Here is a 25,864-nt window from a genome sequence, read left to right as displayed (position 1 = left end):
CCGTTGGCATGAGTGTCCGTTTCCTTCACCGGGCCCGTTGCCGGGCCCCTTTCCTCACGGCGTCCGCGGCGGTGCGGAGGCCGTCACTTCCCCGGCCGGTAGGCGGCGGGCTTCACCTCGACCTCGACCTTGACCGGGTCGGCGGTGGCGAAGTGCAGTTCGACGGTGACCTTCTGGCCCGCGGTGGGCTTCCGGGTCAGGCCCATGAACATCGTGTGGTTGCCGCCGGCGCTGAGCGTGAGCTCCCCGTTGGCGGGCACCGGCAGGGAGTCGACCTGCTCCATCTTGTTGCCGGTGGTCTTGTGGAGGGTGATGTCCTTGGACAGGTCGCTGGTGACCGAGGTCAGCTTGTCGGCGGTGGAGCCGCTGTTCTTGACCACGAAGTAGGCGCCGGCCATGTCCTGGGTGACCGGCTGCGGCATGTAGGCGCCGCTGACCGAGAGCTGGGGCTTGCTGTCCCCGCCGCCGCAGCCCGCCAGGGCGAGACCGGCGGTGAGGGCGAACGCGGAGCCGATGGCTATCCGGCGGCTGACGGGGGCCAGGGGGGCGAGCGGAGAGGTGCGGCGGGTCACGGGTTCTGTCCCTTGGTGATCTTCGGAAGTGCGGCGGTGTAGTTGTCGGAGGTGGCCTCCTGCATCCCCATCCAATGGATCTTGTCGTCCTTGGGGGAGCTCAGCAGGACCTGGGCGCCGTGGGTGGAGACCACGTCGCCGTTCTTCTTCTTGACCGGCGCCTCGATGCCGATGTTCACGCTGCGGGCGGCCTGCTGGATCTTGTTGAACGGGCCGGTGAGCCCGATGAAGTCCTTGTTGATGCCGCCGAGCCACTTCTTGAGCTGGGCCGGGGTGTCGCGCTCCGGGTCGGAGGTCACGAAGACCACCCGTAGGTCGCTGCGTTCGGCCTGCGGCAGCTGCTTCACCGCCACCGCGATGTTGGCCATCGTCGTCGGGCAGACGTCCGGGCAGTTGGTGTAGCCGAAGTAGATCAGGGTCGGATGGCCCTTGGTCTTCTCCAGCAGGTCGTAGGGCTTGCCGTCGGAGTCGGTGAGGGCGAGGTCCGGCTTCTCCATCGGGGTGTCGAGGGTGACGATCGGCTTGGCCGCCGTCCCCCCGGAGACCTGGGCGACGGGCTGGTCGGAGCCGTCGCCGGAGCCGCAGGCGGTCAGGGTGAGGCCGAGGGCGGCGGCCGCCCCCAGGGCGGACACCAGCAGTTTTCTTCTACGCATGACGTTTGTGTCCCGGTATTTCCATGGCGCTGAGCCGGTGGGTGTCAGGGGTGTTCTCGGGTCGGGGTGGTCGGTACCGCAGGGTGCCGGACCGGCGCGTGGGGTGCGGCGGTCCGGCCGCGTCCGGCGGCGGGGTTCGGATCAGGCGTTGCGGCGCCGGCCGGCGAGCACGCCGAAGGCGATGCCGACGATGCCGACGACGATCCCGCCGACGGCCAGCACCCGTGCCGTGGTGTCACCGGTGGACGCCTGGGCGGCCGTGGTGTCGCCCTTGGCGCCGTTCTTGCCGTCGGCCGGGCCCTGGTCGGTGCCCTGGGCGTCGGCGGCGGTGAGCTTGAGCACCGGCGCCGGGTTCTCCGGTTCCTGGCCGCCGGGCTTGGCCGGCTCGATCCAGCGCACGACCTCCTTGTTGTCGTACGTCTGGAGGGCCTTGAAGGCGAGCTGGTCGGTGTCGCTGGGCAGCTGGCCGACGGAGAGCGGGAACTGCTGGAACTGGCCGGGCTCGATGCCCTTGCCGTCCGCGGTCCAGGTGATCTTCGAGGGGGCCTCGTTGATCTTCTCGCCCTCCATCTCGATGGGCTTGGCGAGCTTGGACTTGGTGACGTCCACCTTCCAGCCGGGCACCGGCTGCGGCATGACGGACGCCAGCGGGTGGTCGGTCGGCAGGGAGACCTCGACCTTCACCGTCGAGGCGTTGTCGCGCTCGTTGGGCACCTTGATGTTGATGGTGGCGAAGCCGCCCTTGGGGGCGGTGCCGGGCTGCACGGTGACGTGCGCGAAGGCCGGGCCGGCCAGCAGCAGGACACTGCCGGCCGCGATCCCGCCGACGACGGGGAGCCGGCGGACCAACCGCCGCGCCGAGGGCGACGAGGGTGCCGAGGACGACTGCGCGCCGCCCGAAATCTCTGACATACCGGACTTCTTGACCATGTGGACACTCCACGAGGAGAAGGGAGGAAACGACTACGGGGTGACGTGGTGCGGCGCTCGACCTCGGCGCGCACTGCCGCCGCGCGCCGCCGTCCGTCCCCGCGGTTCCCCGGGAGCGTGCTGCGCGTGGCGTCAGGCCGCGAGGGCCAAGCGACCGGCCACCGGTGGGCCGCGCCGTATGACGCTGTGCTGGAGCGCCGGATCCTGCGGACCGGGTTCGTCCCCGTACGCCGAGGGGGCGCGCAGGCCCTCCTCCTGCGCCGTACCGAGGGCCGCGAGCAGCGCCCGGACCAGCGCGAGCGACCGGCGCACCGCGCCGACTAGCGCCCGTGCCGCGACCTCGCGCGCCGCCGGGGCGGACAGCCGCACCAGCCGCCACAGGGCGGCCTCACCGCGCCGCAGCAGCAGGCCGAGGCCGAGCGCGGCGAGCAGGTGCCCGAGCAGCATGGGCAGCGACGGCGCCAGGCAGTGCGCCATCATCGGGACGTCGGCGCCGCCCATCGGGTGCCCGCCGGTGTCGACCAGCCCGGCGGTGCCGGCCAGGTCCATCCCGCCGGGGCCGAGCAACTGCCGCGCCGTGCCGCCGTCGAGGCGGACGCCCTCCAACCCGCACGTCAGGTGCCGGGCCAGCGCCACCGCCGCCTGGTCGGAGAGGCCGGACGCCCGCCCGGACAGTGCCGGCATCGGGTGCTGCCCCATCGCGAACAGTGCGTGCAGCGCCAGCTGTCCGACCGCCAGTCCGGCCGCGATACCGGGCAACGAGCGCTCCCGGCCGGCCAGCGGGGCCGCCACCGCGAACACCGCGACCGCGGCGAGCCCCAGCGTCCACAACGGCACCGTGGCCATCGAAGCGGCCATGTGCCCGGCCGCGGACAGCGTGACGCAGGCCGCGGTGAACACCGCGGCCCGTAGCAGCCGCAGATCGGCGGCCGCCCGCGCTGAGGGGACGGAGGGGGCAGTCATGGCGGCCGCCATCATCCCACTGCCCCTGTTCGCCGCGTACGGCAGGGTTTCAGCGACTACGGCACGGCCGGCTCACAGGGGCGCCTGCCAGGGGCGTCCGGAGTCCCGCAACGGGCGCGCGGAGGCGCGCACCCGGCACCACGCCTACACCTGTGCGCTCACTTTTCGCATCCGCCGAATGAGCGGTATCACGTCCCGGGGATGCTTACCGACCTTGCGGCCCGGCAATAGGTATCGGTATGTCGAGCCGCGTCCAGGAGGCAGGAGCGATGAGCATCTGGTGGTCCCTCCACCTGCGGCGGGAGGCCGCGAGTGTGCCGCTCGCCCGGCGGCTGTTGCTGGGCGCGATGGAGACCGCCGGCGTCGACCCGGACATCTGTTACGACCTCTCGGTCGCCCTCTCCGAGGCATGCGCCAACGCCGTCGAGCACGGCGGCGACGCCACCGACGACTACCGCGTCACCGCCTACATCGACGGCGACACCTGCCGCATCGAGGTCACCGACTCCGGCCCCGGCTTCGACCGTCCCGCTCCGCCGCATACCGCCGGGGACCGCGCACTGCCGCCGGTCCCCGTCCCCGCCCCCGCGCAGGCCCCCGGATACGCCGAGGACGGCCGGGGGCTCTTTTTGATCGAGGCGCTCACCGACCACGTCACGTACCGCAACCGCGCCGGCAGCCCCGGCGCGGTGATCAGCTTCGACAAGATCCTCAAGTGGCGCGAGGGCGCGGCGCTCCCGATGGCGTCGTGAGCGGCGCGCGGGCCTCGATTCCCGTTGCCGGCAGTTAGGGCCGGACAGGCCGTCAGTGGTGCCGGTTGAAGACGAGCGCGAGCGTTGTCGCCACCACCGCCGCGATGAGGACCGCGAAGGCGATCTTCCAAGGGCTGTAGGGGCGGTCCCCGCTCACCTCGCCGGTCTCGGCGTTGACCATGACCTGCCACTGCTTGCCGTTGTAGACGTAGGAGGCGAACCACACGGGGAGCAGCAGGAGCTTGAAGGTCACCGACCCGTAGTTGGTGTTGACCGAGTGCAGCCGCTGCCGGTCACCGCCGATGTCCCGCTTGCAGTCCGCCTCGATGACCTTGGCCATCTTCTGCTGGGCGTTCTGGAAGCCGGACTCCGGCTCCACGTCGTACCGCAGGGTCCGGAAGCCCGCCAGGTACGCCTCCTGGTAGGCCACCGCCTGTTTCAGCGGCCAGGGCTCCAGGGCCTGGAGCCGGTCCGGCGGGACGTGCCCGACGCCGGGGACGAGGACGTCGTCGAAGAAGCGCTGGACCGTGCCGTTGACGTGGTACCAGCGGACCTTGGTCTCCTTGTTGTCGCCGGTTCCGACGGTGTACTCCTCGCCGCGTTCGCCGCTGTAGGCGGTCGCGGTCGCGGCGTCGTACGTCCAGTGCGGCACGTACGTCCCGTGCAGGGTCTCCGCCGAGTTCACCTTCTTCAGGCTGTTCGGCGCGAACCAGCGGGACTTGGCCCATTTGCCCAGGTTGTCGTGGACATTGCGCTTGTCCACCCGGAACGGCACCAGGCCCTCGGGCACGATCCGGTCCGCGGCGGCCGAGGCGACCATGGGCGTGGCGCAGAACTGGCAGCGGCCGGAGAGGGCGTTGGTCTCGTTGGTCGCACCGCAGCCGGGGCACCGGAGCACCTGCCCACCGGCCACCGTCGGCTTGGTCGGCAGGGTCGCCAGCTCTTCCCAGGCGTGCTCCCGCACCTCGCGGTTGAGGGGGGCGATGGGCTGCTCGAAGCGGCAGTTAGGGCAGCGCAGCGCGTTGGTTCCGGGGGCGTACTCGGCGGTGGAACCGCAGCTCGGGCACGCGTAGGACTGCGGCTGTTGCGGTTGCTGCTCCTGCTGTGGCGGCTGTTGCTGCTGCGGTGCCTGCTGTGGGTACGGCTGTTGCGGCTGCTGCTGGTACGGCTGCTGGGGCGCCTGCTGTGGGTACGGCTGCTGAGGCTGCTGCTGGTAGGGCTGTTGGGGCTGTTGGGGTTGTTGCGGCTGGTAGGGCTGCTGCGGCTGATACGGCTGGTAGCTCATGGGGGCACGGACTCCTGGCGGTAGGTCAGACCTGCGGCGGCAGCGGCGGCGGAGTGGCGCGGAAGTGCTGGGCGAGCTCCGGCACGCTCTCCACCGGCTGCCACGCCGCCATGCCCTCGCGCCAGGCGAGCATCCCGGGCCGGACCGCTCCCGAGCCGATGTGCCCGGTGAACGTCGCGTGGTCGTAGGGGCCCTGCTGCTGCCCGTCCACGGCCACGTACCACTGGTACTGCTGCTGGCCGGGCAGCGGCGGCGGGACGGCACCGCCGCCGGGAGCCGGGGCCGGGGCGGCGGGCGCGTAGGGCTGCTGCTGGCTCTGCTGGCCCTGCTGCGGCGCGAACGCCTGCGCCAGTTGCTGGCCGGCGGCCATGCCGAGCCCCAGGCCCACGCCCTCCCCGGCGCCTCCGGGGTTGTTCGCCGCGTCCCGGATCGCGTCCGCCGCCTGGAGGCGGGCGTAGTTGTCGACGTTCCCGATGATGCCCATGCGGCTACGGGCGTCGATGGCCTGCTCGACCTCGGGCGGCAGCGAGATGTTCTCGATGATGAACTTCGGGATCGAGAGGCCGTGCGTCGCCGCCAGTTCGTCGGTCAGCGCCTTGGCCAGCCGGTCGCCGAGTTCGGCCTGGCGCGCGGCGAGGTCGAGCATGGGGATGCCCGAGCTGGCCAGCAGCGTGCCGAGTCGCCCCACGATCAGCTGCCGCAGGTACTCCTCGACCTCTTCGGTGCGGAACTGCGGGTCGGTGCCGGAGAGTTCGGTGATCAGCTTGGCGGGGTCGGAGACCCGCGTCGCGTAGCCGCCGAACGCCCGCAGCCGCACCATGCCGAACTCGGGGTCCCGCACCGTGACCGGGTTCTGCGTGCCCCACTTCAGGTCCGTGAACTGCCGGGTGGTGACGAAGTAGACCTCGGCCTTGAACGGCGAGTGGAAGCCGTACTTCCAACCCTGCAAGGTCGCCAGGATCGGCAGGTTGCCCGTCTGCAACTCGTACATGCCCGGCGCGAAGACGTCCGCGATCCGGCCCTGGTTGACGAAGACGGCGGCCTGCGACTCGCGCACGATGAGCTTGGCGCCCATCTTGATTTCGTTCTCGTAGCGCGGGAAGCGCCAGACGATCGTGTCCCGGCTGTCGTCGGTCCACTCGATGATGTCGATGAATTCGCCGCGTACGCGGTCCATGAAGCCCACGACAGGTCCCCCAGTTCGCTCCGGCCGCCCCGACCGGGCCGCTGCCGGTGGTGACGACGACGGAGTACGTCCGCTCAGATGTCCAGGTCATAGTAGAAGCCGGACCTGAGGCGGTGGGGTAGTGGTTCGGCCGTTGTCCACCGTGGTGCTGCCCCGGTGGTCCTTGTTGCGGCACCGACGCATCGGATACGTTCCTGTATCGGTTGTTACGGACATGGACGCGACAAGGTTGTCGGCCGGGCGTCGGCGGCCGCCGCGGAACCGTAGAGGAGCTCCCCATGAGCGAGCGCAACGAGGTGCCGGTATGAGCGAGCGCAGCGAGCGAATCATCAGAAGGTGCCCGCCTCGCGCATGCGCGGGCGAGCGAAGCATGGGGGTCTCCCCGGCCGGAGGCTGGGGGGTCTCGGCATGAGCGACGACGCCGATGTCATCGTCGTAGGAGCCGGTCTGGCCGGTCTGGTCGCCACCTACGAACTCACCCGGGCGGGGCGCCGGGTGCTCGTCGTCGACCAGGAGAGCGAGGCCAACCTCGGCGGCCAGGCGTTCTGGTCACTGGGCGGGCTGTTCCTGGTGGACAGCCCCGAGCAGCGGCGGGCCGGCATCAAGGACTCGCCCGAACTGGCGCTGTCCGACTGGCTGGACTCGGCGGCCTTCGACCGGGACCGCGAGGACCACTGGCCGCGGCAGTGGGCGCAGGCGTACGTGGACTTCGCCGCGGGCGAGAAGCGGCGCTACCTGCACGACCTCGGGCTGCGGCTGACCCCCACCGTCGGCTGGGCCGAGCGCGGCGCCGGTCTGGCGACCGGCCACGGCAACTCCGTCCCCCGCTTCCACCTCACCTGGGGCACCGGCCCCGAGGTGGTCCGGGTCTTCGCCGAGCCGGTGCGGGCCGCGGCCGAGCGCGGGCTGGTGGTCTTCCGGCACCGGCACCGGGTCGACGAGCTGATCGTGGAGGACGGCGCGGCGGTCGGGGTGCGCGGCACCACGTTGGAGCCGTCGGACCTGCCGCGTGGGGTGGCCTCGGCGCGCGAGGCGGCGGGCGAGTTCGCGTTCCGGGCACAGGCGGTGGTGGTGACCTCCGGCGGCATCGGCAGCAACCACGAACTGGTCCGCGAGAACTGGCCGGTGGACCGGCTCGGCCCGGCCCCCAAGTCGATGATCACCGGGGTGCCCGCCTACGTGGACGGGCGGATGCTGGAGATCACCGAGCGGGCCGGCGGCTCCCTGGTCAACCGCGACCGGATGTGGCACTACACCGAGGGCATCAAGAACTGGGACCCGATCTGGCCCGACCACGCGATCCGGATCATCCCCGGCCCGTCGTCGCTCTGGCTGGACGCCACCGGCCGGCGGTTGCCCGCGCCGCTCTTCCCCGGCCACGACACCCTGGGCACCCTGCGCCACATCGCGCACACCGGCCACGACCACACCTGGTTCATCCTGACCCGCTCCATCGTGGAGAAGGAGTTCGCGCTCTCCGGCTCCGAGCAGAACCCGGACATCACCGGGAAGGACCTCAAGCTCGCGCTGGCGCGGGTGAAGAAGGGCGCGCCCGGCCCGGTCCAGGCGTTCCTGGACCGCGGGGAGGACTTCGTCGTCCGCCGCACCCTGCGCGAGCTGGTCGCCGGGATGAACGCCATCGAGCCGGCGACGCCCCTCGACTACGCGACGGTCGAGCGGGAAGTGGTGGCCCGGGACCGGGCGGTGGCGCACCCCTACTCCAAGGACCTCCAGCTGATGGCCGTGCGCAACGCGCGGGAGTACTGGCCCGACAAGCTCACCCGGGTCGCCAAGCCGCACCGGCTGCTCGACCCGACGCACGGCCCGTTGATCGCGGTCCGGTTGCACCTGCTGACCCGTAAGACGCTGGGCGGCCTGGAGACCACCTTGGACTCGCAGGTGGTCCGCCCGGACGGCACGCCCTTCGACGGCCTGTACGCGGCAGGGGAGGTCGCCGGATTCGGCGGTGGCGGGGTGCACGGCTACAACGCGCTGGAGGGCACCTTCCTGGGCGGCTGCATCTTCTCCGGCCGCGCGGCGGGGCGGGCGCTGGCCCGCAGCCTGGCGTGAGCGGGCGCACCGCGCTGGTGACCGGGGCCTCCTCCGGCATCGGCGCCGCGGTGGCCGCGGCGCTCGTCGCCCGCGGCTACCGCGTCCTGGGCACCAGCCGAGACCCCGCGACGGTCGCGGCGCCGCTGCCCGGCGTCGGCTACCTCCCGCTCGACCTGGCGGACGAGGCGGGCATCGAGGCGTGCGCCGCCGCGGCGGGCCCGGTCGACGTGCTGGTCAACAACGCCGGCGAGAGCCAGAACGGACCGTTCGAGGAGCTCCCGATGGCGGCGGTCCGCCGGCTCTTCCAGCTGAACGTCTTCGGCGCCGTGCGGCTCACCCAGCTCGTCCTGCCCGGGATGCGGGAGCGCGGTCACGGCCGGGTGGTGATGATCGGCTCCATGCTCGCCAGCTTCCCGCTCGCCTACCGCTCCTCCTACGTAGCCTCCAAGGCCGCGCTCAAGGGCTTCACGGACGCCGCCCGGCGGGAGGTCGCGCCCTACGGCGTGGCGCTCACCACCGTCGAACCGGGCTCGATCGCCACCGGCATCAGCGCCCGGCGCACCCAGTACGTGGCGGACGACTCGCCGTTCGCGGACGAGTACCGGACGATGCTGGCCGCCCTCAACGCCAACGAGGCGCGCGGGATCCCGCCGGAGAAGGTCGCCGCCACCGTCCTCAAGGCGGTCGAGGCGGCCCGCCCCCGGCCGCACTACGCGGTCGGCAGCAACGCCCCCGCGGTCTTCCTGCTGCGGCGGCTGCTGCCCGATGCGGTGGTGGAGCGGATGGTGGCCCGGCGGCACGGACTGCGCTGAGCGGGGCGGGCCCCAGCGGGACGGGACGGGCCTGACGGAACGGGCCGGATCGGGCAACCCGGGAAACCCGGAAAAGCCTCGAAAATGGCTGGAAATCACGGGTGAATGAGGGTGAGCGGCGCGGTCTCGCGGGAGGAGGACCTCCCCCGCGGCGTCCCCTTTCCCAGCGAGACCAGCGCGGCACCACGACTAAAGCGAAGTTGCTCGCGTTAATCTGTCCTGGACAATACTTGGCCAGAACCCGCACTGCAATCCGCGCTGCGATCCGTACCACGACCCCCGTAACGGAGCCGCTGTGACGACCGCGCATCAGGCCCCGGGCGAGACCCGACCCGGAGGACGTACGGCGCGTACCCGCCGCGCCGTACTGACCGCCGTCTTCGAGGAGTTGGGCGACGGCGGCTTCGCCGCGCTCACCATGGAACGGGTGGCCCAGCGCTCCGGGGTGCACCTGGCGACCCTCTACCGCCGCTGGCGCAGCGTGGACAAGCTGGTCTGCGAGCTGCTCACCGACATGAGCAGCGGGGTGCCGCTGCCGGACACCGGCACCCTGCCCGGCGACCTGCGGGCGCTGGCCCGAGGGATAGGACGGTTCTACGCGGCCGCCCGGACCCGCGGCCTGATCGAGGCGGTGGTCGCCGTCGCGGCCCGCGACCCCCAGGCGGCCACCGCACTGCGGGACTTCTTCGACGAGCGGCTGATACTGGCCGGGGCGATGGTGCGGCGCGGCATCGAGCGCGGCGAGCTTCCGGCGGACACCGACCCCAAGGCGGTGATGGCGGCGCTCGGCGCGCCCTTCTACTACCAGATCCTGATCGCCCGCCGCCCCGTGGAGCCCAGCCTCGCCGAGTCCGCCGCCACCGCCGTCTGGGCCGCGGCCCGCGCGGGCGCGTACGCCACCGGGGACGGCCGGCCGGACGACGGCGGGAAGCACGACGGCGCGGAACACGACGGCGCGGAGCACGACGGCGGGAATCGCAACGGCGCGGAACACAACGGCGCGCCGGGGCGGGGGGACTGAGCCTCCCGCCCCGGCGCGCCGTTCACGTGCGCGCGGGGCCTAGCGGAGCAGGCCCGCCATCCACGCCTCGACCTCGTCGGACCGGCGCGGCAGCGCCGCCGACAGATTGCGGTTGCCGTCCTCCGTCACCAGGATGTCGTCCTCGATCCGGATGCCGATGCCGCGGTACTCCTCGGGCACCGTCAGGTCGTCCGCCTGGAAGTACAGGCCGGGCTCGACGGTCAGCACCATGCCGGGCTCCAGCGTGCCGTTGACGTAGCCCTCGGTGCGGGCCGCGGCGCAGTCGTGGACGTCCAGGCCGAGCATGTGGCCGGTGCCGTGCAGGGTCCAGCGGCGCTGGAGGCCCAGCTCCAGGACGCGCTCCACCGGGCCCTCGACCAGGCCCCACTCCACCAGCTTCTCGGCGAGCACCCGCTGGGCGGCGTCGTGGAAGTCCCGGAAGGCGGCGCCCGGCTTGACCGCCGCGATACCGGCCTCCTGGGCCTCGTGGACCGCGTCGTAGATCTTGCGCTGGAGGTCGGTGTAGCGGCCGTTGATCGGAAGGGTGCGGGTGACGTCCGCGGTGTAGAGGGTGGTGGTCTCCACGCCGGCGTCCAGCAGCAGCAGGTCGCCGGAGCGGACCGCGCCGTCGTTGCGGACCCAGTGCAGGGTGGTGGCGTGCGGCCCGGCGGCGCAGATGGAGCCGTAGCCGACGTCGTTCCCCTCGACCCGGGCGCGCAGGAAGAAGGTGCCCTCGATGTAGCGCTCGCTGGTGGCCTCGGCCTTGTGCAGGACCTTGACCACGTCCGCGAAGCCGCGCGCCGTCGAGTCGACGGCCTTCTGCAGCTCGCCGATCTCGAATTCGTCCTTCACCAGGCGCGCCTCGGAGAGGTACACCCGCAGCTCTTCGTCCCGCTCCGCGGTGACCTTGTCGTGCAGCGCCTCCTCGATGGAGGTGTCGTGGGCGCGGACGACCCGGACCGGACCGGTGGCCTCCTTGAGCAGGGCGGCCAGTTCGCGGATGTCCTTGCAGACGATGCCGAGCAGCGCGGCGGACTCGTCGAGGCTGTGGCGGCGGCCGACCCACAGCTCGCCCATCCCGTTCAGCCAGAACTCGCCGTTCTCGCGGTTGGAGCGGGGCAGGCGGTAGAGCGTCTCGTCGTGGCCGTCGGCCCCGTTGTGGCGCGGTTCCAGGACGAGCACGCTGCCGTCGGTCTGGTCGCCGGTGAGGTAGACGTACTCGGTCGAGGCCCGGAAGGGGTACTCGGTGTCGTTGGAGCGGGTCTTCAGGACGCCCGCGGGGATCACCAGGCGCTCGCCGGGGAAGCGCGCGGAGAGCGCGGCGCGGCGGCGGGCGGCGTGCGCCGCCTGCTCGATCGGCTCCAGGTCGCGCAGCTCGGTATCGGCCCAGCCGCTCTTCATGTTCTCGGTGAGCTCATCCGATACGCCCGGGTACAGGCCGTTCTTACGCTGCTTGATCGGCTGCTCTTCCTCGTCCGGGGTCTCCGGAGTGAGCTCGTCGGTCACCATGCCTCCTTTTAAGGCTTTTCAGACTGAACCGGATTCCATCGTAAGTGCGAGCGGAATCCGGTCCAGGGGCCGGACGCGGTGAGCTGCCCGGTACGGCAGGTCACGGGGGTGGACGCCGCCGCGCCCACCCCCGTGACCTGCGGTGACGCCGCTACTCCTCGAAGTACGCCGCGAGCAGAACCACGTCCTCCTCCGAGGACGGGTCGTCCAGACCCTGCGGCAGCATGACCCGCACGACGTGGTCCACCACCGCCTCCGGGTCGTGCCGGCTGGCCCGGGGGACGCCGGCGGCCGCGGAGTGCAGACGGGCGAACGCCCGGTCCATCGGCTCGCCGGTGCGGTGCAGCAGCCCGTCGCTGTAGAGGAGCACGGTCTCGCCGGGGGACGGCTCGATCTCCACGCTCGGCGCCTCCCAGCAGGCCAGCATGCCCAGCGGAGCGGAGAGCGAGGTCTCCACGAACTCCGCCCGCAGGTCGCCGAGGACCAGCGGCGGGCAGTGGCCGGCCCCGGCCAGCACCATCTTGCGCGGCGCCGAGCCGCCGATCCCGGCCGGTACCGGGGGCCCGCCCGGCGCACCGGGCGGCGGCTCGGTGAAGGCGAACAGCGCGGTGGCGCTCCGGGCCGGCTCGGTCAGCCGCATCAGCAGTTCGAGGTCGGAGAGGACCGCGACCGGGTCCTCGCCCTCCATGACCGCGTAGGCGCGCAACGAGGCCCGCAGCCGCCCCATGGCGGCCACCGCACTCGGCCCGGACCCGGTGACCGAGCCCACGGCCAGGCCCAGCGCGCCGTCCGGCAGCGGGAGCGCGTCGTACCAGTCGCCGCCGCCGCGCGGCCCGGTGGCGTGCCGCACCGCGAGCCGGACGCCGGGGATCCGCGGCAGCCGGCGGGGCAGCAGTTCGTCGCGGAGGGTCCGGGCGGCCTGCTGGCTGCGGTGGAGTTCGAGGAGCCGGGCGAGGTGCTCGGCGGCGTGCGCGCGGTAGAGGCCGACGAGGTGGCGCCGCCGGTCACCGGGCTCGGCGGGTTCGTCGTAGAGCCAGACCGCGACGCCGAGCCGGCCTACGGGGTCGGCGGTGAGCGGTACGGCGTAACTGGCGGCGTAGCCGAGGCGGGCGGCGACCTCGCGCAGCCGGGGGTCGAGGTCCTTCTCCCCGGGGATGTCCGGTTCGGCGATCTCGGTACGGGCCTCGGCCCCGACGTCGTCGCCGGGCTCGGGGAGGCCGTCCAGTATCCGCGCGTACGACAGGGCGCGGCGCGGCACGGTCTCGATGTGGCCGATCTCGGCGTGGCCCAGGCCCAGGCCGACGGTGGTCTCCGGGCCGAGCCCGTCCTGCGGTGCCAGCACGACCAGTCCGCGACGGGCGCCGACGAGGAAGGCGCCGGCCCGCAGCAGTTCGCGGAGCGCGTCGTCCAAGGTGCGGGTGCGGGCGAGCCGTTCGGTGAGGTCGTGCAGGGTGCTGAGGTCGGAGATCCAGCCCGCCAGCCGGTCCTGGACGGCGGCGATCCGGTCCACGGTGGAGAGGCCGGCGGCGGCGTCCGGTGCGGTGGGGCGGGCGTCGTCCTGATCGGCGTCGGCGGCGCCGGACGGGCCGTCAACGCAGGTGCCGGAGGAGGGATCGGCGGAAGCGGCCGTCACAGGAGGGTCGGTAGTGTGCGCGGGAGCGGGAAGGGCTGGTTCGATTCCAGCCACTTTCGGGACGTGCGGGGCGCTCATGGCCGACAACCCACGTCGCGCCCGAAAAAACCCCAGTTCAGGCCGCTATGTGACAGGGAGTGCGGCTTTTTGTTGAGTGATGTTGTGCGGTACTGCTGTCCGCTCAATGTCCTCAATAGCATCGCAAACCCCCATGTCATGCTGCTCCGCTATCAATGCCTCCACATGTACACGCACCAGCGATGTGATGTCCAGCACTGTCCCCTTGGGGTTTGTGGTGTCAACGAGGTCTGTAGATTGGCCTGAAAACGGCCCCATGAGCGTCAATTTGAGGTCTGCTGGCGGCGATCAGCAGCGCGTCATATCCACCGTGGCGGGTACGTACTCGGATAGGTGCGGGGGGAGTTGGGGCCGCACCGGAACTCTCCGGCCGGCGCCGGCGTCCTATACGGCGACCACCGCGACGCACTCCCCAGTGGCGGGATGGCACCACCGGAAGCGCAAGCGCCATGCGCGCGCCACCCTCCGCCACGTTCCACGCCCGGTGTACGGCGTGATGCGCTGCCTCGTACACGCGGTGACTGGATCGCCACGTGTGGTGATCGAGCGCGAACGGCCTCCGGGTCGCACAATCAGGCCGGCCGGCCGAACCGCACGACCGGGCCGAAGCACCATCCCGTACCGGCCCGGAGCAGCACGACGGCAGTTGCGAACGGCATGCACCAACGGTGTTCAAGCTCATCGGCATGCAGTGCGAAGGACCAAATCCTCGGCGTAACGGAAAGGAACGAGCGCTCATGCGCGAGATCCTCGGAAGGCGACGCAAGCCCCTGTTCCGGCGCAGCGGGAGGTCGGCGCTGCTCGGCGCGGCGCTCCACTGCGCCACCGCATGGCAGTGGCCCGTCCTCCCGGGCGTCGGACTGCGGCCCGCCGGTCGACAACAGGCGGGCGGGCGGCTCGGCCTCGGCGAGCGGGCTCCCCGCCGCTGCAACTGCCCCGACCCCGACTGCGTGGTGCCGGGTGCGCACCCCTTCGACCCCGGACTGCTGGCGGCCACCACCGACGCCCGGATGGTGCGTTGGTGGTGGAGCAACCGCCCGGACGCGCCGGTCGTCCTGGCGACCGGTGGCCGGGCGCCCTGCGCGGTGAGCCTGCCGGCCGTCGCGGGGGCCCGCGCGCTGGCCGCGCTGGACCACTTCGGCGTCCGCACCGGCCCCGTGGTGGCCACCCCGACCCGCTGGTCGCTGCTCGTGTCGCCGTACGACCTGCCGGAGTTGGGCGAGCTGCTGAGTTCCCAGGACTGGGTGCCCAGTTCGCTGCGGTTCCACGGTGAGGGCGGCTACCTCGTGCTGCCGCCGTCCCCGACCGGCGCGGGCAAGGTCCGCTGGGAGCGCCCGCCGGCGACCACCCAGGCCGCACCCTGGCTGCCGAAGGTGGCCACGATCGTCGACGCACTGGTGAAGGCGAGCACCAATACCCCCGACGGCGGCAGCCGGCTCGCGTACTGAGCCGCTGCCCCGCTTTACGTCCACGGGTGGCCGGAAAACGCGCATATCCGGTTCACCCGTAAGGGTATGAGCTGCCCCGGTACTTACCGGAATCGCGTCCGCGGGCACCCGATGCCACCCGTTTCGCCCGATAGGTTCGGCGCACCGCCCGCCACGCCGCGGGCGGCACCTCCCCGGCATACCTCGTCACCTTCGCAAGTGGGTCCCATGCAGCGTGCGCGGATTCTCCGCCTGATCGGGCTCGCCGGCACCGCCGTGCTCGCCCTCGCCGTCCCTCTGGCCGCCGCAACGGCCGGCCCGGCGGACACCCTTCTCCCGCCGGCGGCCCCGGACGCCTCCCGAGCCCCGGGCGCGCCGGCCGCGGCCGGCGATCCGCTCGCCGACCTGGCCCGCCCCCTCCTGGCCGGCGGCGGCCGCACCACCCACTGCGGCCCCGAACTCACCGCCCGGCCGGGGATCACGGCCCAGACCTGCGTCCTCACCGAGGCCGGCCGGACCTGGGCGCGGACCTTCTTCCGCAATGCCACGGGTGAACCGCTGCGCGCCGCGTTGACGCTGCTGCGTCCGGACGGCCGGAGCGTCCAGGCGGACTGCGTGGTGCCGGCGGACGGGGCACCGGGCGAGTGCGGGACGCCGGACGGCCCTACGGTGCGCGGGACGCGGCTGCCGTACGGCGCGGTGGCGGAGTTCTCGGATCCGGCGGGGGAGCGGCTGCTGTTGCGCTCCGGCGGCAACTGGCTGCCGGACGGCGGGAGTTCGGGGCGCTGAGGGCCCGGCCGCGAGGCGGCGGCGGTCCGGCGGCGGACGGCCGTGACCCGGACATGGAAAGGCCCGGTCGCTGGCGACGGGGGATGCACCAGCGACCGGGCTCCTAGAACCGTAACAAGAGATCGGCGGTTCGCAAATTCGATCGTGGATTTCCGGACGCGTATTTACCGGCAAGTACCAGGAGTTGCCGCGGGTCCTGTGACGGGCGTCACGTCCGTGATCGATTCGGGCGCGCGATCAGCTCAGGGTGACCTGACGGTTGGTGAGCCCGCCGCGGGCCCGGCGCTCCTCGGCGGTCAGCGGGGTGTCCGTGGCGAGCGCCTTGGCCAGCCGCTCCCCGAAGGCGGCGGCCGGGCCGGCGACGTCGTCGGCGCTCATCGAGGACGGCAGGTCCCACACCGGGACGACCAGGCCGTGCGCCCGGAACGAGCCGACCAGCCGGGTGCCCTCGCCCAGCGAGGAGGTGCCGGCGGCGTGCAGCCGGGCGAGCGCGTCGAGCAGCTGCTCCTCGGGGTGCGGGGTGACCCAGCGCAGGTGGTTCTTCTCCGGGGCCTCGCACCAGTACGCCCCCTCCAGGCCGGGGATCCGGGCGGTCGGGATGGCCGCGGCGTTGGCCCGCTCCAGGGAGGCGGCGACCTCGCCGGAGGCGTTCTCGGCGTTCTCCACCCAGAACTCGAAGCCGGTGTGGACGGTCGGCTCAAAAGGCGCGTCCGGGTCCAGCAGGTCCTGTAGCCGCGGCCCGTCGGCGGGGGCCCGCCCGGCGGCGACCGGGTGGCCGGGCTCGGTGACCAGCGCCCGCTGGAGGGTGTCGGCGAGGTCCCGGCTGATGTCGCCGGACGAGGTGTCGTTCTGCAGGCCGAGCAGCACCGCGCCGTTGTCCCGGCGCAGCGCGGGCCAGGCCATCGGGAGCACGGTGGCCAGCGTCACCGACGGCACGCCCTCGGGCAGGCCGCCCTTGAGGGGCAACTCGGCCGTGGCGGCGGGCACCAGCTCGCGCAGCGCCACCCAGTCGCACTCGCCGGGCAGCCCCTCGAACGGGCGGCGGACCAACTCGGTGGCGGCGTGCGCCGCCTGCCGGCCGTGGCAGGCCTTGTAGCGGCGGCCGGAACCACACGGACAGGGCTCGCGGGCGCCGACCACCGGCACCTCGGCGTCCTTGATCTGTACTGCTGCGGCCCGGGGCTGGGGGCGGCGCTTCTTGGCCATGGTGACGGTGTCTCCTGGTGGTTCCTGGTGGTTCGGACGCGTTCCGGCGCGAGCCTAAAGGAGACCGGTGCCCGCGGCGCCACCAACATCGCCGTAAGGGCGGTGGGTACGTCAGCGTGGGTGCGGCGGCGGGCGCACGCTGCTCCGTCGCGTCGCCGGGGAGGGCCCGGCGCCGCCCCGTTACGGGAGTTCGTCGAGGTCCGCGAAGGCCACGCCGGCCGTGCCGCGGGCCGGGCGGCGACCGTTCCGGGCCGCGCGGGGCGTTCGGTCGCGCGGGACCTTCCGCAGTGAGAGCGGAAGCCCGGCCGTCAGGTCGGACGGCAGCTCGGGCCCGAGGCCGGCGGGCAGATCGACCGTCAGATCCACGCGCGTAGCGAAAGCGCCCTGAAGGGAGAGTGCGGCCCAGACCGTCACCTCGCCGGGCGCGGTGTCGCGGACGCCCCAGTCCTTGGCGAGCGAGCGGATGATCGCCAGCCCGCGCCCGCCGCGGGCGGTGACGGACGGAGTGGCCGGAACCGGACGGGTCGGACCGCCGCCGTCGGTGACCGCGATGATCAGGCGCCCCTGCCCGTCGATGCGCCAGGCTGCGCGCACGGAGGCGGCGGGTCCGGTCGCCGGGGAACCGTCGTGGACGGAGCCCCGAGGAGTGCCCCGGCCCGTCCCTGACGCGCCGTCGGAGGCGCTCCCCGCCGCGGAATCCGACGTTCGGTCCTCGTATATCGGACGCGCATGGCGACACGAATTGCTCAGGAGTTCCGACAGGACCAGGACCGCGTCATCGACGACTGTGTCCTGAACTCCACTTGCCAACAGCTCTTCTCGCATGCGCCGCCTGGCCATGCCCACACCCGCTGGTCCATGGGGTACGGCCATGATCGACGACGTCGGCACCTCTTGTGCCACCACCAACGCCACCCCCGAGACCTCCTTTGCCCCACGCCACGGGATGGATGCCCCAATGGACTGGACCGGAAACCGGCCAACCGGCACACAGTGACGCACTCGACACCGACACATACGGGCCGAATGCGCCGGTGCACACCCTGTGATGAGCCTTACCTAAGGCCGAGTTGCCTTCGTACCTGCTTGGGGCGGTTCGTAATGATTGCGTCCACGCCCAACTCGCGGCACAACTCCACATCCGCCGGGTCGTTGACCGTCCAGACGTGGACCTGGTGGCCCGCCCGGTGCGCCTTGGCGACGTACTCCGGGTGCGCGCGGAGGATCCGTACACCGGGGCCGGCGATGCCCACGCCGGGCGGCAGCCGGCCGTCACGGTGACGGGGAGTGAGGAACTGCATCAGATAGACGCCGGGGATCTCGGGTGCCGCGGCCCGTACGCGGTGCAGGGAGCGTGCGGAGAAGCTCATGACGCGGACCGGGGGCGTCCAGTCGCGGGTGGCCGGTTTCGTATGGCCGAAGCGGGCGAGCAGCTCGACCAGTCGCTCCTCCACCTGTCCGGCCCAGCGCGTCGGATGCTTCGTCTCGATGGCCAGCTCGACCCGCCGGTCCGCGTCCGCGACCAGCTCCAGCAGTCGCTCCAGGGTCAGTACGGACGTCCGCTCGGCGTTCTCCTGCTGCCAGTCCGGCTCCTCGTCCGCGGTCACCGGCCGGCCGTCGGCCCGCTGCATGTCCTCCAGGATGCCGCCCTGGCCCTCCAGGACGTCCTTCCAGGACCCGAAGTCCAGCGCGGCGAGGTCGGCCAGCTCCAGCGCCGAGACCGCCCCGCGCCCGTTGGAGGTGCGGTTGATCCGCCGGTCGTGGACGCAGACCAGGTGGCCGTCGGCGGTCAGTCGGACGTCGCACTCCAGGGCGTCCGCGCCGTCCTCGATCGCCTTCCGGTAGGCGGCCAGGGTGTGCTCCGGTGCGTCCTCGGACGCGCCGCGGTGGGCCACGACGGCGATGGCGGGACGGCCCGGACGGGCGTCCTCGGCGGGGCGTGGGTAGGTCACCGCGTTATCGTGCCATCCGTCGCCCCTGGGTCGCCCCGGAGAAGATCGCGGGATCGCGAGATCGCGGGGCCGCTGGACCGCCGGGCGCACGTTGCCGTGTCCGTTGCGACTGCTGTGTCTCCCGTGTCGCCTGTGTCGCCTGTGCCTGCGTCTGCCGGGGCCGGTGCATCCGTCATGTGTTTCATGTCGGGGAACGGCGCATATGACGCATCGGCTGTCGCTTGCCCCACAACGAGGGGAATAAGTCACAGGTTCGGCTTACGGTGCTCTGACGGGCCATGGGGAAGGCTGGGGACGGCTGGGCGGTGGTGGCCGGGAGACGGCCGGGACGGGCCGGTGGACGGACGGCCGGACCACCGCCGGGACGGCCGGGACTCGCCCGGAGCGGCGGGATCGCGGATGCTGGAATACCGCGGGATCCCGGATGCTGGAATACCGGGGTCCGGTGTCGGGCCGGTACCGCCGTGAAGCGAGCTGACTGAGGAGAGAGCTGTGAGCACCGAGAACGAGGGAGCCGGCGTCCCGTCGGAGGCCAAGCCGCCGACCGGGCCGCAGCCGGACAGCGCCCCCGCGCCCGCCTCCGGTGACCCGACTCAGGCCGCGCCGGCCACGCCCCCCGCGGCGCCCCCGCCGCCGGAATACGCCCCGCGCGCCGCCGAGCCCGGCGCCGCCGGCCCGGCCGACCACGACCGTACGCAGTCGCTCCCCCCGACCCCGGCCGCCCAGCAGGAGCAGCCCGCCGCGCCCGCCGCCCCGTATGCCGCGGCCGGGCACGGTCCGGCCGGCGGCTGGGGTGCGCCCCCGCACGGTGGTGGCGGTGACCCCTGGGCCGTGCCCGGTCACCAGCCGGCCCCGCAGAAGCGCAGCGGCGGCCTGATCGCCGCGGTGCTGGTCGCCGCGCTGGTCGCGGGCGGCGTCGGCGGCGGCATCGGCTACTGGGCCGCGGGCCGCAACGACAGCGGTTCGACGACGGTCGCCGCCTCCGGCGACCCCGAGGCGCTGAACCGCAAGCCCACCTCCGTCTCCGGGATAGCGCAGCGCGCGCTGCCCAGCGTCGTCACGATCGAGGCGCAGGGCGCGAGCGGCGACGGCGGCACCGGCACCGGCTTCGTCTACGACAAGCAGGGCCACATCCTCACCAACAACCACGTGGTCGCCAGCGCGGCCGACGGCGGCCGGCTCACCGCGACGTTCTCCAACGGCAAGAAGTACGACGCCGAGGTCATCGGCCACGCCCAGGGCTACGACGTCGCCGTCATCAAGCTCAAGAACGCCGCCGGCGCCACGTTGAACCCGCTCCCGCTCGGCAAGTCCGCCGACGTCCAGGTCGGCGACGCCACGATCGCCATCGGCGCGCCCTTCGGCCTGTCCGGCACGGTCACCACCGGCATCATCAGCGCCAAGGACCGCCCGGTGGCCTCCAGCGACGGCGGCGGCAGCAGCGCCTCGTACATGAGCGCCCTCCAGACCGACGCGTCGATAAACCCCGGTAACTCCGGTGGCCCGCTGCTGGACGCCGGCGGCAACGTCATCGGCATCAACTCCGCGATCCAGTCGGCCGGCAACGGCGGCGGGGTCGGCGGCGAATCCGGCCAGTCCGGCAGCATCGGCCTGGGCTTCGCGATCCCCATCGACCAGGCGAAGCGGGTGGCGCAGGACCTGATCAAGACGGGCCAGCCGGTCTATCCGCAGATAGGCGTCCAGGTCGGCATGCGGGAGTCCGGCGACGGCGCGACCATCGCCCAGTCCGGCAACAACGGCAGCGAGGCGGTCACTCCGGGCGGCCCGGCCGACAAGGCGGGCCTGAAGCCCGGCGACACCATCACCAAACTCGACAGCACCATCGTCGACAGCGGCCCGACCCTCATCAGCGAGATCTGGCAGCACCGGCCCGGCGACCGCGTCACCCTCACCTACAAGCGCGGCGGCAAGGAGCACACCACTCAGGTCACTCTGGGACAGCGCACGGGCGACAAGTGACGCGCTAGTCTGATCCCCGCGACACCGCACTTGCGGTGTCGCGGGGAGGCTTGCCCGAGCGGCCTAAGGGAACAGTCTTGAAAACTGTCGTGGCGGCAACGTCACCGTGGGTTCAAATCCCACAGCCTCCGCAGGCAGAAGGCCCCTGACCAGGGAAATCCCGGTCGGGGGCCTTCGGCGTTCTCGGGTGCCGGGTGCCGGGTGCCGGGTGCCGGGTGCCGGGTGCCGGGTGCCGGGTGTCCGTGGGTGGGCGGTCCGGTGGGCGTTATTCGCCGAGGGCCTGGCGCTCTTCGGACTCTTCCTCCTGGGCGTGGAGGTGTTTGAGGGCGGAGCGGGCGGCGGGGCCGTCGTCGCAGGTGGCCCAGAAGGCGTGGGTGACGACGCGTTCGGCGAGGGCGAGTTGGCGGGTGCGCAGCTCGGAGACCTGGGCCTGCTCCTCGTCGGTCCAGCCGGGGGACTCGGGGCGTTCGGTCTCGTGGAAGTGACCGTTTTCCTTGGTGTGCGTCCAGCCGGGGAGCGGTTCGATCGACCACGGCAGGCGCTGGTAGAGGTCCGCGAGGGCGGACTGGACCTGGTGCAGCTCCAGCTGTGCTTCCCGCAGGTCCTGGGGGAAGTCGTAGGTCTTCTGCTTGTCAGCCACAACGGAAGGATACCGCTCACCCGTTCGATTCTGCGGGGGTGGCGCGGGGGCTGTGGGGGGTTTCACCCGGTTGGTGGGTGGGTGTCAGGGCGTTGCTCGTGGGGGTTCGACGCGGGCCAGCCAGGTGGTGAGGAGGGCTTCCAGTCGGGCGGCCTCTTCGGGGTCCAGGTCGTCGAGGAGGGTGCGCTCATTGTGCATGTGGTCGGTGAAGGCCCGGTCGAACAGGTCGCGGCCGGCTTCGGTCAGGGCGACCACGCGGCCGCGGCCGTCGGTGGCCGAGCGGCGGCGGGTGACCAGGCCGTCGCGTTCGAGTCGGTCGATCCGCTTGGTCATCGCGCCGGTGGTGACCATCGTGTGCGCGGCCAGTTCGCCGGGTGCCCGCTCGTAGGGTTCGCCGGCGCGGCGCAGGGCGGCCAGGACGTCGAACTCGCCCTCGCTCAGGCCGTATCGGCGGTAGACGAGGCAGAGGCGGTCGGTGAGGAGGGCGCCGAGGCGGTGCAGGCGGCCGATGACGCCCTGCGGGCCGACGTCGAGGTCGGGGCGTTCGCGGGCCCATTCGGCCTGGATGCGGGAGATGTGGTCGGGGAGTGGGGGTGGGGGTGGCGGGATTTCGGGCATGGGGGGAGCTTATGGCTTCCTTGGAAGGTAGTTTAGCTTCCATGGAAGGTATTTTGCGGTGGGGATTGCTGACGGCCGTCGCGCCGGTGGCGTGGGGCACCAACTACTTCGTGACGCATGAGTTCCTGCCGGACGGTCATCCCCTCTACGGGGCGGCGATCCGGGCCCTGCCCGCCGGTGCGCTGCTGCTGGCGGTGGGCCGGCGGCTGCCGCGGGGCGCGTGGTGGTGGCGGTCGGTGGTGCTCGGCGTGCTCAACATGGGCGGGTTCTTCGCGCTGGTCTACGTGGCGGCGCAGCGGTTGCCGACGAGTCTGGCCTCGGTGGTGATGGCGTTGTCGCCGCTGGTCATGGCGTTGATCGCGTGGGGGCTGGTGGGTGAGCGGCCGCGGGTGGCGCATCTGGCCGGGGCGGCGGTGGGCGCCGGCGGGGTCGGGCTGATGCTGCTGACGGCGTCGGCGTCGGTGGACCCGGTCGGGGTGCTGGCGTCCGTGGGGGCCATGGGGATGTCGTCGCTGGGCTATGTGCTGGCCAAGCGGTGGAGTTCGGGGGACGGCGCCGGGGTGGACGTACTGGCGTCCACGGCGTGGCAGTTGGTGGCGGGTGGGCTGCTGCTGGTGCCGTGCGCGGTGGTGGTGGAGGGGGCGCCGCCGGTGCTCGACGGGCGGGCGTTGCTGGGGTTTGGCTATGTGACGGTGGTGGCGACGGCGGTGGCGTTCGCCGCGTGGTTCGCCGGGTTGCGGCGGCTGCCGGCCGCGACGGTGGGGCTGATCGGGCTGCTCAATCCGGTGACGGGGGTATTGCTGGGGACGGCGCTTTCCGGGGAGGCGCTCGGTGGGCGGGAATGGTGCGGATTGGCGCTGGTGCTGGGTGGGGTGTTTCTGGGGCGGCCGGGAGGCGGAGCCGGAAAGGGCGGGAAGGCGGCGAGCGGGAGCGGGGCGCGGGGGCGTGTGGGGGTCGGCGGGGAGAAATAGCTGGCGGGGAGGGTGGGGGGCGGTGAGGGTGGGGGTATGGAGCGTTCTTTTGAGGAATTGGTGGCGGAGGCCGCCGAGGTATCGGTGGCGGGCTGGGACTTTTCCTGGTTGGCCGGGCGGGCCACCGAGCAGCGGCCTTCGTGGGGGTACCAGCGGTTGATGGGGGAGCGGCTGGCGCGGGCGTCGGCGGCGCTGGACATCCAGACCGGGGGTGGCGAGGTGCTCGCCGGTGCGGGGGCGTTTCCGCCGGTCATGGCGGCTACGGAGTCCTGGCCGCCGAACGTCGCCAAGGCGACCGCGCTGCTGCATCCGCGGGGTGCGGTGGTGGTGGCGGACGAGGACGAACCGCCCCTGCCGTTCGGGGACGCGGCGTTCGACCTGGTGACCAGCCGGCATCCGGTGACGGTGTGGTGGGAGGAAATCGACCGGGTATTGCAGCCGGGCGGCACGTATCTCTCCCAACAGGTCGGTCCGGCCAGTGTGTTCGAGTTGGTGGAGTATTTCCTGGGGCCGCAGCCGGCGGAAGTGCGGCGGGCCCGGCATCCCGAGGACGCGCGGCGGGCGGCGGAAGCGGTGGGCTGGGAAGTCGTCGATCTGCGGCACGAAACGCTGCGGACCGAATTCTTCGACATCGGGGCCGTCGTCTACTTCCTGCGGAAAGTGGTGTGGATGGTGCCGGGATTCACCGTCCCGCAATACCGGGAGCAGTTGCGGGAGTTGGACCGGCTGATCCGCCGCGAGGGGGCGTTCGTGGCGCATACGACGCGGTTCCTGATCGAGGCGCGGAAGCCGGTCGGATAGCGCGCGGGGTGGCCCCGGGGCCGTCCGCCCCGGGCGCTCAGTGGCGGGCCGCCGAGGCGAGGGTGGCGCGGGCCTCGGTCTCCGGGAGGCCGGTGTGGCGGGCCGCGGCGACCAGGCGTTCGGTGAGTTCCGCCCCGAGTCCGGATTCGTAGGCGCGGCAGGCGGCCCAGAAGAGGCGGGTGTTGCGCTGGCCCCGGGGGGAGGCGCGGACGAAGCGGAGGAGGGCGGCGGCGGGCTGTTGGGGGCGGGCGTACGGGTCCGCGTACGGGGACGGGTGCGGGCGGCCGGGCGGGGTGCCGAGCGGGGGGCGCAGGAGCGCCAGCAGGGCGTGCGGGGCCGGGGCGGGGCGGCGGGGCGCGTCCGGTGCGAGGACGTACCGGCCGTGGGTGGTGAGGGAGCCGGGGCCGACCAGATAGCCGCCCGCGCCGCGGACGTCGACGCCCGGGGCGAGCCGGCCGGCGGAGTTGGGGACGGGCGGCGCCGGCGGGCCGGTGAACCAGAGGTGGCGGCCGCCGCTGGGGGTCAGGACGGTGACCGTCGGGGGGAGCGGGAAGCCGTGCGCCTCGGCGATGAGGCGGAGGGCGGTGTGGCCGTCGGCGCCGTGCTTGGTGTCGAGGTCGAGGCCGATGAGGTGGTGCGGGGCCCGGCCGCAGGCGATGCCGTAGCCGGTGGCCCACGGGGCGGCGGCGAACATCCGGCGGATCGTGAGCGGGTCGGTGGCGGCGTCGTGGACACCGTGGCCGAGGCGGCCGCAGGCGCCGTGGCAGGGCGGGGCGGCGAGGTCGTGGGGGGCGCCGTGGTCGTGGTGCGGGGACCGCAGGGCGGGGAGTTTGCCGCGGGTCAGCGGGATGACGGGGTAGCCGCGCTCGGCGGCGAGGAGGGCGTGGGCGAGGGCGGTGTGGTGGGCGTCCGCCGGGGCCGGGACGGGGGCCGGGGTCGGGGTCGGGGAGGTGTCGGGTGCCGTCCGGAGGGCCGGGCGGGGGTCGGGCCGGAGGCCGGCGGGGGCTGCGGGCGGGAACGCTGGGAACGCTGGGAACGCTGGGAAAGCGGTCGCCGCCGGGTGTGCGGTGGGCGGTGCGGTATGGCGTCGGGGCGTGGCCATGGCTCTATTTTCGTACGAATGTTCGATGAAGGGAAGGGGGTCGGGGTGGGCGTGCGGCGAAGATCACGTATGCGCCGGGTCGGTCGGGACGCCGGGTGGCGGGCGCTCCCCTAGGGGCGACCGGCCCGTAGTGGATCACTGTGGAGTGCGGGGGGCGGCGCGGGGGCGCGAGTGGGGGCGTCGGGGTTTACCCGGGGTTCCTCATGCTTGCGGGGGAATCGGTCGTTCGCTGCGGGTTCGCTGGGGATCGGGTGGGCAATCCTGAGGTCGCGACGTCGAGGCAGATACCGTGGTGGTCGGCCAACTACCCGGTGGACACATGGAGTTAGCGCTTTACGGACCGGCCGGGACCGGCCATCCGGAGCGGGGACCAAGAGGACTGGGACCCCGTCCGGGGGAGGGTCCCGCAGGGCCGGTCCTTTATCGGATCCATCAGGTCAGAAGCTGGAAGTTTGCCTTCCGTAGGAGGAAGACATGGCAAGCACCCGTACCGCCCGTGTCATCGCTGTCGCTCTCGCACTGCCCTTCGCGGCGGCGCTCTGCACCGGTGTGGCGCAGGCCGACAACGGCGGCTTTGCGAACAACGGGTCGAGCTCGGCCGCCACGAGCCAGCTGGGCACCGGCGTCGGTCACGACAACCACGGCAACTCCACGACCGGCCAGCAGGTGGCCAATGGTGCCGGCGCGTCGAACCAGAACAACACCGCCAGCGTGAACGGCAACGGCTTCACGGTGGTCGACCAGGACAACGCCAACGTCGACTTCGACCAGATCTGGTGAGTCGGCCCGCCGCACCTGGGTGCGGCGGCTGACCGGCGGGTGATTCGAGGTGCCGCGCGGCGGGCCAATGGGCCGCTCTGGGGTTCACCGCGCGGACCTTGACAGCGAGCGGGTTTCTGACGGACAGTCAGAAACCCGCTCGCTCGTTCGTA

24 protein-coding genes and 1 tRNA gene are annotated in these 25,864 nt (G+C 72.6%); 11 read left to right on the top strand and 14 right to left on the bottom strand.

Annotation, left to right across the window (positions count from 1 at the left end; all coding sequences use genetic code 11):
* Nucleotides 1-83 precede the first annotated feature (83 nt).
* The 4 genes from ACFVT2_RS01525 to ACFVT2_RS01510 all read right to left on the bottom strand — a co-directional run bounded on the left by ACFVT2_RS01525 (nucleotide 84) and on the right by ACFVT2_RS01510 (nucleotide 3,118).
* Nucleotides 84-572 carry a copper chaperone PCu(A)C gene (locus ACFVT2_RS01525; protein ID WP_390010786.1) on the bottom strand — a complete coding sequence of 163 codons (489 nt, stop codon included), beginning with the start codon at nucleotides 570-572 and terminating at the stop codon, nucleotides 84-86.
* Nucleotides 569-1,225 carry an SCO family protein gene (locus ACFVT2_RS01520; protein ID WP_390010784.1) on the bottom strand — a complete coding sequence of 219 codons (657 nt, stop codon included), beginning with the start codon at nucleotides 1,223-1,225 and terminating at the stop codon, nucleotides 569-571. The genes ACFVT2_RS01525 and ACFVT2_RS01520 overlap by 4 nt, the downstream gene beginning before the upstream one ends.
* A gap of 141 nt (nucleotides 1,226-1,366) precedes the next feature.
* Entirely contained in the window at nucleotides 1,367-2,137 is a 771-nt protein-coding gene (locus tag ACFVT2_RS01515; protein WP_390010782.1) for a YcnI family protein, read from the bottom strand.
* Nucleotides 2,138-2,287: 150 nt separating this feature from the next.
* Nucleotides 2,288-3,118 carry a hypothetical protein gene (locus ACFVT2_RS01510; RefSeq protein ID WP_390010780.1) on the bottom strand — a complete coding sequence of 277 codons (831 nt, stop codon included), beginning with the start codon at nucleotides 3,116-3,118 and terminating at the stop codon, nucleotides 2,288-2,290.
* Between the two features lie 269 nt (nucleotides 3,119-3,387).
* On the opposite strand from ACFVT2_RS01510, the gene ACFVT2_RS01505 reads away from it, so the two are divergent.
* Nucleotides 3,388-3,870 (top strand): ATP-binding protein, encoded by a 483-nt coding sequence (locus ACFVT2_RS01505; protein ID WP_390010778.1) that lies wholly within the window; start codon nucleotides 3,388-3,390, stop codon nucleotides 3,868-3,870.
* 52 nt (nucleotides 3,871-3,922) lie between these two features.
* On the opposite strand, the gene ACFVT2_RS01500 is transcribed toward ACFVT2_RS01505, so the two are convergent.
* Together ACFVT2_RS01500 and ACFVT2_RS01495 are read right to left on the bottom strand one after the other, a co-directional pair.
* Nucleotides 3,923-5,155 carry a hypothetical protein gene (locus ACFVT2_RS01500; protein WP_390010776.1) on the bottom strand — a complete coding sequence of 411 codons (1,233 nt, stop codon included), beginning with the start codon at nucleotides 5,153-5,155 and terminating at the stop codon, nucleotides 3,923-3,925.
* A 25-nt stretch (nucleotides 5,156-5,180) separates the two neighbouring features.
* Nucleotides 5,181-6,332, bottom strand: a complete 1,152-nt coding sequence (locus ACFVT2_RS01495; RefSeq protein ID WP_390010774.1) for an SPFH domain-containing protein — start codon at nucleotides 6,330-6,332, stop codon at nucleotides 5,181-5,183.
* A gap of 417 nt (nucleotides 6,333-6,749) precedes the next feature.
* Between ACFVT2_RS01495 and ACFVT2_RS01490 the strand changes: the two genes are divergently transcribed.
* From ACFVT2_RS01490 to ACFVT2_RS01480, 3 genes are all read left to right on the top strand, one after another.
* The gene (locus ACFVT2_RS01490; RefSeq protein WP_390010773.1) at nucleotides 6,750-8,411 is read left to right on the top strand and encodes an FAD-binding dehydrogenase; all 1,662 of its coding nucleotides are present in this window, start codon (nucleotides 6,750-6,752) and stop codon (nucleotides 8,409-8,411) included.
* Nucleotides 8,408-9,205 (top strand): SDR family oxidoreductase, encoded by a 798-nt coding sequence (locus ACFVT2_RS01485; RefSeq protein ID WP_390010772.1) that lies wholly within the window; start codon nucleotides 8,408-8,410, stop codon nucleotides 9,203-9,205. Before ACFVT2_RS01490 ends, ACFVT2_RS01485 begins: the two co-directional genes overlap by 4 nt.
* A gap of 295 nt (nucleotides 9,206-9,500) precedes the next feature.
* Nucleotides 9,501-10,226, top strand: coding sequence for a TetR/AcrR family transcriptional regulator (locus ACFVT2_RS01480; RefSeq protein WP_390010770.1), 726 nt, complete (start codon nucleotides 9,501-9,503; stop codon nucleotides 10,224-10,226).
* Nucleotides 10,227-10,265: 39 nt separating this feature from the next.
* On the opposite strand, the gene ACFVT2_RS01475 is transcribed toward ACFVT2_RS01480, so the two are convergent.
* Together ACFVT2_RS01475 and ACFVT2_RS01470 are read right to left on the bottom strand one after the other, a co-directional pair.
* On the bottom strand, nucleotides 10,266-11,732 hold the full coding sequence (locus ACFVT2_RS01475) for an aminopeptidase P family protein (RefSeq protein WP_390011215.1): 1,467 nt from the start codon (nucleotides 11,730-11,732) through the stop codon (nucleotides 10,266-10,268).
* 154 nt (nucleotides 11,733-11,886) lie between these two features.
* Nucleotides 11,887-13,446, bottom strand: a complete 1,560-nt coding sequence (locus tag ACFVT2_RS01470; RefSeq protein WP_390010768.1) for a PP2C family protein-serine/threonine phosphatase — start codon at nucleotides 13,444-13,446, stop codon at nucleotides 11,887-11,889.
* Between the two features lie 737 nt (nucleotides 13,447-14,183).
* Here ACFVT2_RS01470 and ACFVT2_RS01465 point away from each other — a divergent pair.
* Both ACFVT2_RS01465 and ACFVT2_RS01460 read left to right on the top strand, forming a co-directional pair.
* Nucleotides 14,184-14,894 (top strand): bifunctional DNA primase/polymerase, encoded by a 711-nt coding sequence (locus ACFVT2_RS01465; RefSeq protein WP_390010766.1) that lies wholly within the window; start codon nucleotides 14,184-14,186, stop codon nucleotides 14,892-14,894.
* Between the two features lie 207 nt (nucleotides 14,895-15,101).
* Complete coding sequence (locus ACFVT2_RS01460; RefSeq protein WP_390010765.1) at nucleotides 15,102-15,662, top strand: hypothetical protein; 561 nt, start codon at nucleotides 15,102-15,104, stop codon at nucleotides 15,660-15,662.
* A 237-nt stretch (nucleotides 15,663-15,899) separates the two neighbouring features.
* Here the strand turns inward: ACFVT2_RS01460 and ACFVT2_RS01455 are convergent, their stop codons facing one another.
* From ACFVT2_RS01455 to ACFVT2_RS01445, 3 genes are all read right to left on the bottom strand, one after another.
* Nucleotides 15,900-16,868 (bottom strand): DUF5926 family protein, encoded by a 969-nt coding sequence (locus ACFVT2_RS01455; protein ID WP_390010763.1) that lies wholly within the window; start codon nucleotides 16,866-16,868, stop codon nucleotides 15,900-15,902.
* A gap of 180 nt (nucleotides 16,869-17,048) precedes the next feature.
* Entirely contained in the window at nucleotides 17,049-17,870 is an 822-nt protein-coding gene (locus tag ACFVT2_RS01450; RefSeq protein WP_390010761.1) for an ATP-binding protein, read from the bottom strand.
* Between the two features lie 53 nt (nucleotides 17,871-17,923).
* Entirely contained in the window at nucleotides 17,924-18,820 is an 897-nt protein-coding gene (locus tag ACFVT2_RS01445) for a glycerophosphodiester phosphodiesterase family protein (protein WP_390010759.1), read from the bottom strand.
* Between the two features lie 492 nt (nucleotides 18,821-19,312).
* Here ACFVT2_RS01445 and ACFVT2_RS01440 point away from each other — a divergent pair, with 492 nt between their 5' ends.
* Together ACFVT2_RS01440 and ACFVT2_RS01435 are read left to right on the top strand one after the other, a co-directional pair.
* A complete protein-coding gene (locus ACFVT2_RS01440) occupies nucleotides 19,313-20,800 on the top strand; it encodes a S1C family serine protease (RefSeq protein WP_390010757.1) in 1,488 nt (495 codons plus the stop codon).
* A 44-nt stretch (nucleotides 20,801-20,844) separates the two neighbouring features.
* Nucleotides 20,845-20,931 (top strand) — tRNA-Ser (locus ACFVT2_RS01435).
* Nucleotides 20,932-21,065: 134 nt separating this feature from the next.
* Here ACFVT2_RS01435 and ACFVT2_RS01430 read toward each other — a convergent pair.
* Together ACFVT2_RS01430 and ACFVT2_RS01425 are read right to left on the bottom strand one after the other, a co-directional pair.
* On the bottom strand, nucleotides 21,066-21,440 hold the full coding sequence (locus tag ACFVT2_RS01430; protein WP_390010755.1) for a hypothetical protein: 375 nt from the start codon (nucleotides 21,438-21,440) through the stop codon (nucleotides 21,066-21,068).
* Between the two features lie 84 nt (nucleotides 21,441-21,524).
* The gene (locus ACFVT2_RS01425; protein WP_390010754.1) at nucleotides 21,525-22,058 is read right to left on the bottom strand and encodes a MarR family winged helix-turn-helix transcriptional regulator; all 534 of its coding nucleotides are present in this window, start codon (nucleotides 22,056-22,058) and stop codon (nucleotides 21,525-21,527) included.
* 41 nt (nucleotides 22,059-22,099) lie between these two features.
* Here ACFVT2_RS01425 and ACFVT2_RS01420 point away from each other — a divergent pair, with 41 nt between their 5' ends.
* Nucleotides 22,100-23,029 carry a DMT family transporter gene (locus ACFVT2_RS01420; protein WP_390010752.1) on the top strand — a complete coding sequence of 310 codons (930 nt, stop codon included), beginning with the start codon at nucleotides 22,100-22,102 and terminating at the stop codon, nucleotides 23,027-23,029.
* A gap of 36 nt (nucleotides 23,030-23,065) precedes the next feature.
* Nucleotides 23,066-23,830 carry a methyltransferase domain-containing protein gene (locus ACFVT2_RS01415; RefSeq protein WP_390010750.1) on the top strand — a complete coding sequence of 255 codons (765 nt, stop codon included), beginning with the start codon at nucleotides 23,066-23,068 and terminating at the stop codon, nucleotides 23,828-23,830.
* 37 nt (nucleotides 23,831-23,867) lie between these two features.
* On the opposite strand, the gene ACFVT2_RS01410 is transcribed toward ACFVT2_RS01415, so the two are convergent.
* Nucleotides 23,868-24,932, bottom strand: a complete 1,065-nt coding sequence (locus ACFVT2_RS01410; RefSeq protein ID WP_390010748.1) for a bifunctional DNA primase/polymerase — start codon at nucleotides 24,930-24,932, stop codon at nucleotides 23,868-23,870.
* Between the two features lie 474 nt (nucleotides 24,933-25,406).
* Between ACFVT2_RS01410 and ACFVT2_RS01405 the strand changes: the two genes are divergently transcribed.
* On the top strand, nucleotides 25,407-25,712 hold the full coding sequence (locus ACFVT2_RS01405) for a hypothetical protein (RefSeq protein ID WP_390010746.1): 306 nt from the start codon (nucleotides 25,407-25,409) through the stop codon (nucleotides 25,710-25,712).
* Nucleotides 25,713-25,864: the final 152 nt, after the last annotated feature.

Source organism: Streptomyces sp. NPDC058000 (assembly GCF_042886435.1).
Lineage (GTDB): Bacteria > Actinomycetota > Actinomycetes > Streptomycetales > Streptomycetaceae > Streptomyces.
Note: the sequence above shows the minus strand (reverse complement) of the source record. Positions and strands in the feature narration are given on the sequence as shown.

Bases quoted from the DNA above. Each gene is read 5' to 3' on its own strand.
- ACFVT2_RS01405 (WP_390010746.1), top strand. From the start codon at position 25,407: ATGGCAAGCACCCGTACCGCCCGTGTCATCGCTGTCGCTCTCGCACTG.
- ACFVT2_RS01500 (WP_390010776.1), bottom strand. From the start codon at position 5,155: ATGAGCTACCAGCCGTATCAGCCGCAGCAGCCCTACCAGCCGCAACAA.
- ACFVT2_RS01410 (WP_390010748.1), bottom strand. From the start codon at position 24,932: ATGGCCACGCCCCGACGCCATACCGCACCGCCCACCGCACACCCGGCG.
- ACFVT2_RS01510 (WP_390010780.1), bottom strand. From the start codon at position 3,118: ATGACTGCCCCCTCCGTCCCCTCAGCGCGGGCGGCCGCCGATCTGCGG.
- ACFVT2_RS01465 (WP_390010766.1), top strand. From the start codon at position 14,184: ATGCGCGAGATCCTCGGAAGGCGACGCAAGCCCCTGTTCCGGCGCAGC.
- ACFVT2_RS01520 (WP_390010784.1), bottom strand. From the start codon at position 1,225: ATGCGTAGAAGAAAACTGCTGGTGTCCGCCCTGGGGGCGGCCGCCGCC.
- ACFVT2_RS01495 (WP_390010774.1), bottom strand. From the start codon at position 6,332: ATGGACCGCGTACGCGGCGAATTCATCGACATCATCGAGTGGACCGAC.
- ACFVT2_RS01420 (WP_390010752.1), top strand. From the start codon at position 22,100: ATGGAAGGTATTTTGCGGTGGGGATTGCTGACGGCCGTCGCGCCGGTG.
- ACFVT2_RS01460 (WP_390010765.1), top strand. From the start codon at position 15,102: ATGCAGCGTGCGCGGATTCTCCGCCTGATCGGGCTCGCCGGCACCGCC.
- ACFVT2_RS01455 (WP_390010763.1), bottom strand. From the start codon at position 16,868: ATGGCCAAGAAGCGCCGCCCCCAGCCCCGGGCCGCAGCAGTACAGATC.
- ACFVT2_RS01505 (WP_390010778.1), top strand. From the start codon at position 3,388: ATGAGCATCTGGTGGTCCCTCCACCTGCGGCGGGAGGCCGCGAGTGTG.
- ACFVT2_RS01515 (WP_390010782.1), bottom strand. From the start codon at position 2,137: ATGTCAGAGATTTCGGGCGGCGCGCAGTCGTCCTCGGCACCCTCGTCG.
- ACFVT2_RS01415 (WP_390010750.1), top strand. From the start codon at position 23,066: ATGGAGCGTTCTTTTGAGGAATTGGTGGCGGAGGCCGCCGAGGTATCG.
- ACFVT2_RS01470 (WP_390010768.1), bottom strand. From the start codon at position 13,446: ATGAGCGCCCCGCACGTCCCGAAAGTGGCTGGAATCGAACCAGCCCTT.
- ACFVT2_RS01490 (WP_390010773.1), top strand. From the start codon at position 6,750: ATGAGCGACGACGCCGATGTCATCGTCGTAGGAGCCGGTCTGGCCGGT.
- ACFVT2_RS01425 (WP_390010754.1), bottom strand. From the start codon at position 22,058: ATGCCCGAAATCCCGCCACCCCCACCCCCACTCCCCGACCACATCTCC.